Source organism: Desulfobacterales bacterium (assembly GCA_029211065.1).
In the GTDB taxonomy this organism is placed as follows: domain Bacteria; phylum Desulfobacterota; class Desulfobacteria; order Desulfobacterales; family JARGFK01; genus JARGFK01.
Map to the genome: position 1 here is coordinate 1 of JARGFK010000149.1, position 8,274 is coordinate 8,274.

Genomic DNA, 8,274 nt, shown 5'->3' on the forward strand with positions numbered 1-8,274 from the left:
ATGCTTGGGTCCATAAACTGTCTAACTCGCTATTATTACTACTTTATAGGGTCGTTTTAAAAGAGCCGCACCCATTTAAATTAAAACGCTTGCAAGGTCGGACATACCGTTTTAGACTTACGCTGACGGTCATTTGAAAAGTGACATTGCTTCGGTATACCCTATGAAATTAAAACGTATATGAATATTTCAGTCATACTGGCTCATCCCCGTAAAAAGAGCTTCAATCATGCCATCGCCCAGTGCGTCGTCGACCAGTTGACATTAAACGGCCACAAGGCTTTCTTCCACGATCTGTATGATGAGAACTTTGATCCGATCCTTCCACACCACGAAGTTTTCGCCGACGCTGAACTTACACCGGAAATTGACGCACACTGCCGCGAAATCGGTTCCGCCGAAGGCATCGTCATCGTCCATCCCAACTGGTGGGGCCAGCCGCCGGCCATTTTAAAGGGCTGGGTGGACCGGGTCATGCGGCCGGACATCGCTTATCAGTTTATGGATGGCGACAACGGCGAGGGGATTCCGAACGGTCTCCTGCGGGCTGTCGCTGCTGTTGTTTTCAATACATCAAACACGCCCCCGCAAAGAGAATCGGACGAATTCGGCGACCCGCTCCAGACGCTGTGGCAGAACTGCATCTTCGGCCTATGCGGTGTCAGAAATTTCCATCGCCGTAATTTTGCGGTAATGGTGACCAGTACCCCCTCCCAGAGAACGGCGTGGCTGGAAGAAGTCACAATAACCATCAATCATTATTTTCCGAAAGGATGAATCTTGACCGTTGAATTTAAAGACATCCGCCAGGCCGCCGATCTGTTGGCCGGCAACATCATCCGCACCACCAGCGAATATTCCCAAACGCTCTCGCAGATAACCGGGGCGGATGTCATCCTCAAATTCGAAAATCACCAGTTTACCGCTTCCTTCAAGGAACGCGGCGCCCTGACCTGTCTCTTATCCCTGTCGGCTGAACAACGCCGTGCCGGTGTGATCGCAATGTCGGCCGGCAACCACGCCCAGGGGGTTGCCTACCATGCCCAGCGCCTGAAGATACCGGCAACGATTGTCATGCCCCGTTTTACACCCAGCGTCAAGGTTTCCCGCACCCGGGCATTCGGCGCCGAGGTCCTTCTTTACGGAGACGCTTTGGCGGACGCCCGGTCTTATGCCCTGGAACTGGTTAAAGACCGGGGTTTAAAGCTGATACACCCGTACGACGATGAAAAAATTATCGCCGGCCAGGGGACAATCGCACTGGAGATGCTCAATGATTTTCCGGACATCGAACAAATCGTGATACCCGTGGGCGGCGGCGGGCTGATCGCCGGAAATGCCATCGCCGCAAAAGCGCTGAAACCCGACATTGAAATCATCGGCGTTCAGACTTCACGCTTTCCCGCCATGGTCCAAGCCCTTGAGGGTGCACCCATCCAATGCGAAACGGCTACGTTTGCCGAGGGAATCGCGGTCACCCAGCCGGGCGCCCTCACGCTGCCCATCGTTCGAAAGTTTGTAGATGAAATTCTGCTGGTGGAAGAAAGCCAAATCGAGGCGGCCGTCCTGCTCCTTCTGGAAGTAGAAAAGACAGTGGTTGAAGGCGCCGGCGCCGTCGGCCTGGCTGCCCTTCTTGCTAAACCCGAAAGGTTTAAACGCCGTAAAGTCGGCCTGGTTCTGTCCGGCGGAAACATCGACCTGTTCTCATTGTCTTCCATTATCCAGCGCGGTCTGGTACGATCCGGGCGGCTGGTACGGCTGCGGGTCAGCGTGCCGGATGTGCCCGGGGCACTTTCCGAAATCACGCATCTGTTGGGACAAAGCAACGCCAACATAATTGAAATTCAGCACCAGCGCGCTTTTACGAATCTGGCGCTGAGGCTGGTGGAGGTGGAATTTGTGTTGCAGACCCTTGGGAGCAGTCATATCAAAGAAATAATGAACCTCCTGTCTCTATCCAATTATAAAGCCGAGTTGGCCGGGGCAGGACCGGCAGACCGCATGACACCTGAGAAATAGAGGAGTTATATTATGGCCGATTTAAAGGGAAAAACAATTATTATCACGGGCGCCAGTCGGGGCATCGGACGCGCCATGGCCGTAAAATTTGCCCGGGATGGGGCCAATATTGTGGTGGCGGCAAAAACCGCCCAGCCGCACCCCAAATTAAAAGGCACCATCTATGATGCGGCCGAAGAAATCGAGGCGGCCGGCGGCCGGGCTTTACCCTTTCAGGTGGATATCCGCCTTGAAAACCAGGTTGACGACATGGTGCAGGCGGCCCTTGATCGATTCGGCGGCATTGACGTGCTTGTGAACAATGCCGGGGCCATCAGCCTGAGCAGCGTGGAAAAAACGCCGCCGAACCGCTATGATCTGATGCAGTCGGTCAACTCCCGGGGGGTTTTTATCTGCTCGCGCGCGGTGCTGCCTTTTTTGAAAAAATCCGTCAACCCGCATATCCTCACCCTTTCACCACCGATCAATCTCGACATGAAGTGGTTTAAGGATCATGCGCCCTATACCCTTTCCAAATACGGCATGACCATGCTCAGCCTGGGCATGTCGGCCGAATTTAATCCCTATGGAATTGCGGTGAATTGCCTGTGGCCACGGACCATCATCGCCACCGCAGCCATCGAATTTGCCGTGGGCAACCGCGATCTTTTCAAAAATTGCCGCAAACCAGACATCATGGCCGACGCAGCCTATGCGATCATCACAACAGAAAAATGCGCCCTGACCGGACAGTCTCTGATTGATGAGCAAGTCCTCAGGGAACACGGGGTTAAAGATATTGACCGTTATGCCGTCGAACCCGGCAATAAGGACGCATTGATTCCCGATCTCTATTTGTAACGGAAAGCGGACACACAACCATGTGGATATATGATTTTGACGGCGTCCTATTAAACTCCCTTGATGAAGTAGCGGTCAGTGCCTATAATGCCGTAACCGGAAAAATGGTTCAAGAAATCGACGCGCTCCCCCCGGGCTTGGTCGGTCTGTTCAAACGCAACCGCTTTCACTTTCAACCGGCCGGGGATGTCATCCCGCTGATGCAGTGGTCTCTGGATACGTTTCGTACCGGTCCGGACAAACTGCTGACACGAGACGAGTTTCTGGGTATCATAGACAAAACCGCGGAGCCGTTGATCAGCCGCACGGACCGTTTTTATGCCACTCGCAACCGATTTGCCGAACAAGACAGTCAGCGCTGGCTTTCCCTCAACCGGCCGTTTCAGCCCGTCTGGAACGAGCTGATAAAACGCGGCGGCGAACATGTGGTTATTTTAACCAACAAGAACCACGAAGCGGTGTTCAGACAATGTCGGCATTTTGGCTTGAACGTTTCAAGGGAAAACATTTACGCCGGCGACGACGGCGCCACCAAAACGTTAAACCTGAATAAACTCATCAAGCGCTTTGGCCATCGACCGTTTCGTTTTATCGACGATTCGCTCAGGAATCTGCAGGACCTGGATGCCCGTTTCAATAAACCCCAAAAAAAGCTGGCTCTGTATTTGGCATCATGGGGGTTCATCGGTCCGGATGATATTGAAACGGCCCATTCGTCCGGCCTCACGGTCTTAAGCCAGAACGACCTGATGGCGCTCCTGGGGACAGAATCAGAATGATGCGGATGAAAAACCCCTCTATCCCTATTCGATCGAAATCCCGAAACGACCCTTATGCGGAAAGCGCGCGCCTATACGGTGCCTGCCTTGATCCCATCATCATCCGCTGGAAGAAAAAAGCCCTGAAGTTATGGCCGCCCCGAAAGGGTATGGTCGTCCTTGACGCGGGCTGCGGCACCGGGGCCCAATTAAATCTATACCGGTATTATGGGTGCAGCGTTTTCGGCGTTGAGATTTCAGGCGGTATGATTGCAGCGGCCCGGAAAAAATTTCAGGGTTTGCTGAATATGTCGCAAGGGAATGCCGACCGGATGCCCTATCGCAATCAAGCCTTCGACCTGATTCTGCTGTCCATGATGTTGCATGAAATCCCGCCGGATACCCGAACGGCCGTCCTGGCGGAGACCAGACGGGTCTTAAAGGACAGCGGCAGGATTTTAATTATCGATTATCGCGCCGGACGGCCGAACAGGCCCATGGGCCGGCTGTTTAAAAGCGTCATCTCATTGATTGAAATGGCAGCCGGACGGCCGCACTATGATAATTATCGGAATTTTATGGAAACCGGCGGACTGACGCCGCTTTTGAAAAAGCATCGGTTGATTGTCGCGGGCCATGACACCGCCGGCCGGGGGAATATCGGACTGAATATCGTGCAAAAGGCTTGAAATGCAACTGCAGGACAAATTTCGATGGGAATAAAAGACCCTGCCCGAAGGTTTGACTGGTTTTCGCCTGTGTGAGACAATATTATGCCGAATCAATTTTTAACCGAAATTCATGCGTACATTACCGAAGCCTTAACAGACGCCAAAAGCCGACAACGGTCGGCTGATGTCTGCAACGATCAGGCCGGGAAACATTTTTACGCCGGTCGGATCGAGGAATTACAGGCGCTGCGCCGGTACCTCGCCGACCATTTTGACCTGAGCACCCAGCGGTATTATTGAACTGAAGGACACCCGACCATGGCATACAACTACCTGTTTGATCTACATCGGTACATTGGTGAAAGACTGGCGGATGCGGACAACAAATTAAAAAACAACACTGAACCGGCGCTGAAAAGTTTTCAAAAGGGCCGCACTGTATTGCTGCAGGATTTTCAGGAATTTCTAAAGGACCGCTATCATCACAAGCTGCCCCTGCGGTTGTCGCAGCGCTTGAAAAAGATCAACGGAACTTACCGGCTGACATAAACTGCGAAACTATCTGACTCACCGCTCATGTGTCCGTGAGTCTTTTGCGCTCGATATTCAGTAGACGCCGGCGGATTTATTCAGTCGGGTTCAAGGGCTATTTTTTAAATTTTTCTTTAAAACAAGCGGCGATTTCTTCCAACCTCTGATTCCATTCCTTCAGGAATTCAGGATCCGCGCTGTCTTCTTCTGCCCGGCTGCTGTCGAAATAGACCTTATAGATCTCCAGCAAATCAGTTCCGGCTAAATCGTCTCCTGCAATGGGATCGGCCTTTGCATAAGATACATTTGCAAAATTAAACCCTTCATCGATATGATCCAGCAGAAAGTCAGCGAAAACAGCCTTTTCAGTCCAATTACGGTATTTTGGGAAATTAGCGCTGATGATATTTTCGTTAAACTTTACCCTTTTTGCCCAGCTTCTGAGCACCTCCCAGGGTATTAACTCATAGACATCGTTGATTTTCATGATTTTGCTCCCTTAGCCGTAAAACAGCAGTTATCCGGTGTCCGGATTGCGGCTTCGCTGCATAAATTTCAATCCGGGAAGATCCACAGGCATCTCTTTAATGAACATCATCAGGAATAATTCATAAGCATTAAAAAACCGATACGCAAACTTATGCCGGACTATTTATCATCTTTCGGTTCTTTGTTGAAAGACAAACTTAATTGTGTTAAAAATTGATACGTAATTATATTGACAGGTTATAAAGTGATGACGCTTGCTGTAGACATTTGGAATCTACTCGGCCGGGTGCAATCATTGCTACTGACGGCCGCAACCAAAGACCGATCCAGCTTCTTTAATAACGCCGCTGCAGCAGGCAGTGTCGGGGTTTCAATGACGGGAAGCAGGGTTATTACATTCCATGAAGCGGGCTTGTGGACGTCATCTGATCATCAAACAATCGATTTTCGAAATATCTATCAATGGTCGCTATCGGATTTGGAAGATACCATCCGGCTGACGCATTTACGTTACGGCGCCGACAACCCGGTCCATCTGGTGGATTTCCGATCCATAGGCACAAACACCATGTCATCATTTCAGCCGCATGTTTGTGGGGCCGACCGATACAGTGCAAGTCTTTCCGTTGCCGGCGACCGTATCCTTTTAAACTGGAGAATCCTGGGGCCGGCAAAAAATGACTCGCTCGACTGCACCTATTCAACCGACAAAACACATCAGGAAGACCGAAATGACAATTAAAATCGTGACAACCGGCGGCACCATCGACAAGATCTATTTCGACCGAAAAAACGAATTTCAAGTGGGCTCCCCCCAGATAGTGGAGGTGCTTGCCGAGGCCAATGTAACCCTCGATTATGAAGTAATCCAGCTTTTGCGCAAAGACAGCCTTGAGTTGACGGACGCAGACAGGCGCCTGATATACGAAGCGATCTTGTCGGATCCCGGCCGTCACTTTGTGGTCACCCATGGAACCGACACCATGCTGGTTACCGCAAAGGTGTTAAAAAAAATAAACGACAAGGTCATTGTATTAACCGGCGCCATGCAGCCCGCTAAATTCCGGCAAACCGATGCGGTTTTTAACATCGCTGCAGCCATAACGGCGGTGCAGCTTTTAAGGCCGGGTGTATACATTGCCATGAATGGAAGAATTTTCGATCCGATCAAAACCAGAAAAAATATCGACCAAAACCGTTTTGAACCGGTCGAATAAAAAGCGCAACGAATATGGGCCGGATGAAATCAGATAAAATATTGTGCTTTTGCATAGCGCTGCTGCTGGCGGCGGCGCTGCTGGCGCCCCAGGCTGCTGCCGAGTTTTTCAAATATGTTGATAAAAACGGTGTTACCTATTACGTGGATGATCTCGACAAAATCCCGCCGGAGTATCAGGATGCACGGCAGAACTATCAGGAAAAATATGACCATCTTCCGGAAAACGAAAGATTAATTCGTCTGGAACAGGATCACAAAGAGGCGGAGCGGTTGCGGGAAGAACAATTTGAGCGGGATCAGGAAATCCTTCGCATGAAAGAATTGGAAAAAAAACGTATCGGGGAGATTCCCGCCACTGCGGCTGAAGAAGTTTTTTCTGAAACCAAGATCATGACCAAAGGAAACCACGTTCTGGTTCCGGTTCTTATCGGCTATGGTGGTTTTGAAATTGAAGTTGTTTTATTATTGGACACCGGCGCGAGCATCGTTTCCCTGCACCAGGAAATTGCAGACCGGTTGAAAATCATACCGTTCAAGACAGCCCGGGCCCAGGTTGCCGACGGCAAAACCGTCCCCTTTAAACTTGCCGAGCTTGATTTTGTTGCCGTTGGACCCCATAAGGTGGAGAATCTCATGGTTGGTATTTATAAGCATTCCGGCCCTGCGGTGGAGCATGACGGCCTACTCGGAATGAATTTGTTAAAGGATCTGGCGTACACGATCGATTTCAACAGGAAAGTTATAAGATGGAAGCCTTGAAGGGGCATTCCGGGCTTTGACAAATCTGCAGAAATGTATATGTTCTTTGAAAAACAACGTTTCCTGAAAATCAGGTTTTCAACGCGATTGGTAACCGCAGGAAAGGAGGTAAACCATGAGCAAACTTATATATATTGAATCTTCACCCAGAAAAGAGCGTTCTAGCTCCATCAAAATCACAAATGCATTTTTGGATGCATATAAAAAAACACACCCCCAGGATGAAGTGGATAAACTGGATCTGTGGGCCACCAAGCTGCCCCCATTTGACGGGGACACCATTAAAGCCAAATACCAGATCCTTCACGGCCTGGAACATACCCCCGAAGAGGCAACCGCCTGGCGTGAGGTCGTCGCCATTTTTGACCGTTTCAGCCGCGCTGACAAATACGTGTTCAGTGTCCCCATGTGGAATTTCGGAATCCCCTATCAGTTTAAACATTACATTGACATTATTACACAACCCGGGCTTTCCTTCAGTTTTTCACCCCAGGAAGGCTACAAAGGACTGGTCACCGGAAAATTGGCCGTGGTGCTTTACGCCCGTGGCGGCGAATACAGCTCCAATGATACGGTTGGCGCACTGGATTTTCAGAAGCCATATGTTGAGATGTGGCTGGGGTTTATCGGTTTTTCAGATATTCGTTCCATCGTGATCGAGCCGACCCTTTCAGCCCCTGAAACGGTTCAAAAGAACGAAACCGAGACCATCAAACAGGCCGTGGATCTTGCGAAAAGTTTCTGATGAATGCCCTTTTGCAGTCATGGGGTATTTAACCGGCCGTTGTTGACAAATCGGCGGGGCCATCGGGCCCTGCCGAATGCCTTTCGGGTATGATTCCTGTAATATTTTATTGTTCCACAAACCCTTTTGTATTAAGCAATAATGAAGCCCCCCGCAGCCAGCTGCAGGGTATCAAAGCGGAATTGCGACGTAGCTTTAACCCGCCTACGCTCAGTTGAGCTTCGGCGCGGTTCACCTCGCCTT

General features: G+C 50.4%; 12 protein-coding genes. 11 read left to right on the top strand and 1 reads right to left on the bottom strand.

What is annotated here, in order from left to right; translation table 11 throughout:
• Nucleotides 1–180 precede the first annotated feature (180 nt).
• The 7 genes from P1P89_20965 (at nt 181) to P1P89_20995 (ending at nt 4,837) form a co-directional block, all read left to right on the top strand.
• Nucleotides 181–777 (top strand): NAD(P)H-dependent oxidoreductase, encoded by a 597-nt coding sequence (locus P1P89_20965; GenBank protein MDF1593986.1) that lies wholly within the window; start codon nt 181–183, stop codon nt 775–777.
• A gap of 3 nt (nt 778–780) precedes the next feature.
• The gene (locus P1P89_20970) at nt 781–2,019 is read left to right on the top strand and encodes a threonine ammonia-lyase (protein MDF1593987.1); all 1,239 of its coding nucleotides are present in this window, start codon (nt 781–783) and stop codon (nt 2,017–2,019) included.
• Nucleotides 2,020–2,031: 12 nt separating this feature from the next.
• On the top strand, nt 2,032–2,859 hold the full coding sequence (locus tag P1P89_20975) for an NAD(P)-dependent oxidoreductase (GenBank protein MDF1593988.1): 828 nt from the start codon (nt 2,032–2,034) through the stop codon (nt 2,857–2,859).
• Between the two features lie 20 nt (nt 2,860–2,879).
• On the top strand, nt 2,880–3,638 hold the full coding sequence (locus tag P1P89_20980) for a hypothetical protein (GenBank protein ID MDF1593989.1): 759 nt from the start codon (nt 2,880–2,882) through the stop codon (nt 3,636–3,638).
• 5 nt (nt 3,639–3,643) lie between these two features.
• A complete protein-coding gene (locus P1P89_20985) occupies nt 3,644–4,306 on the top strand; it encodes a methyltransferase domain-containing protein (protein MDF1593990.1) in 663 nt (220 codons plus the stop codon).
• Nucleotides 4,307–4,390: 84 nt separating this feature from the next.
• The gene (locus P1P89_20990; protein MDF1593991.1) at nt 4,391–4,588 is read left to right on the top strand and encodes a hypothetical protein; all 198 of its coding nucleotides are present in this window, start codon (nt 4,391–4,393) and stop codon (nt 4,586–4,588) included.
• An 18-nt stretch (nt 4,589–4,606) separates the two neighbouring features.
• Nucleotides 4,607–4,837 carry a hypothetical protein gene (locus tag P1P89_20995; GenBank protein MDF1593992.1) on the top strand — a complete coding sequence of 77 codons (231 nt, stop codon included), beginning with the start codon at nt 4,607–4,609 and terminating at the stop codon, nt 4,835–4,837.
• 97 nt (nt 4,838–4,934) lie between these two features.
• On the opposite strand, the gene P1P89_21000 is transcribed toward P1P89_20995, so the two are convergent.
• On the bottom strand, nt 4,935–5,306 hold the full coding sequence (locus P1P89_21000; protein MDF1593993.1) for a hypothetical protein: 372 nt from the start codon (nt 5,304–5,306) through the stop codon (nt 4,935–4,937).
• Between the two features lie 249 nt (nt 5,307–5,555).
• On the opposite strand from P1P89_21000, the gene P1P89_21005 reads away from it, so the two are divergent.
• From P1P89_21005 to P1P89_21020, 4 genes are all read left to right on the top strand, one after another.
• Nucleotides 5,556–6,050 carry a DUF6314 family protein gene (locus P1P89_21005; GenBank protein ID MDF1593994.1) on the top strand — a complete coding sequence of 165 codons (495 nt, stop codon included), beginning with the start codon at nt 5,556–5,558 and terminating at the stop codon, nt 6,048–6,050.
• Nucleotides 6,040–6,525, top strand: coding sequence for an asparaginase domain-containing protein (locus tag P1P89_21010; protein MDF1593995.1), 486 nt, complete (start codon nt 6,040–6,042; stop codon nt 6,523–6,525). The genes P1P89_21005 and P1P89_21010 overlap by 11 nt, the downstream gene beginning before the upstream one ends.
• 23 nt (nt 6,526–6,548) lie before the next feature.
• A complete protein-coding gene (locus P1P89_21015; GenBank protein MDF1593996.1) occupies nt 6,549–7,286 on the top strand; it encodes an aspartyl protease family protein in 738 nt (245 codons plus the stop codon).
• 115 nt (nt 7,287–7,401) lie between these two features.
• On the top strand, nt 7,402–8,031 hold the full coding sequence (locus P1P89_21020) for an NAD(P)H-dependent oxidoreductase (GenBank protein MDF1593997.1): 630 nt from the start codon (nt 7,402–7,404) through the stop codon (nt 8,029–8,031).
• Nucleotides 8,032–8,274: the final 243 nt, after the last annotated feature.

Bases quoted from the DNA above. Each gene is read 5' to 3' on its own strand.
- P1P89_20965 (MDF1593986.1), top strand. From the start codon at position 181: ATGAATATTTCAGTCATACTGGCTCATCCCCGTAAAAAGAGCTTCAAT.
- P1P89_20975 (MDF1593988.1), top strand. From the start codon at position 2,032: ATGGCCGATTTAAAGGGAAAAACAATTATTATCACGGGCGCCAGTCGG.
- P1P89_20980 (MDF1593989.1), top strand. From the start codon at position 2,880: ATGTGGATATATGATTTTGACGGCGTCCTATTAAACTCCCTTGATGAA.
- P1P89_20985 (MDF1593990.1), top strand. From the start codon at position 3,644: ATGAAAAACCCCTCTATCCCTATTCGATCGAAATCCCGAAACGACCCT.
- P1P89_20990 (MDF1593991.1), top strand. From the start codon at position 4,391: ATGCCGAATCAATTTTTAACCGAAATTCATGCGTACATTACCGAAGCC.
- P1P89_20995 (MDF1593992.1), top strand. From the start codon at position 4,607: ATGGCATACAACTACCTGTTTGATCTACATCGGTACATTGGTGAAAGA.
- P1P89_21000 (MDF1593993.1), bottom strand. From the start codon at position 5,306: ATGAAAATCAACGATGTCTATGAGTTAATACCCTGGGAGGTGCTCAGA.
- P1P89_21005 (MDF1593994.1), top strand. From the start codon at position 5,556: ATGACGCTTGCTGTAGACATTTGGAATCTACTCGGCCGGGTGCAATCA.
- P1P89_21010 (MDF1593995.1), top strand. From the start codon at position 6,040: ATGACAATTAAAATCGTGACAACCGGCGGCACCATCGACAAGATCTAT.
- P1P89_21015 (MDF1593996.1), top strand. From the start codon at position 6,549: ATGAAATCAGATAAAATATTGTGCTTTTGCATAGCGCTGCTGCTGGCG.
- P1P89_21020 (MDF1593997.1), top strand. From the start codon at position 7,402: ATGAGCAAACTTATATATATTGAATCTTCACCCAGAAAAGAGCGTTCT.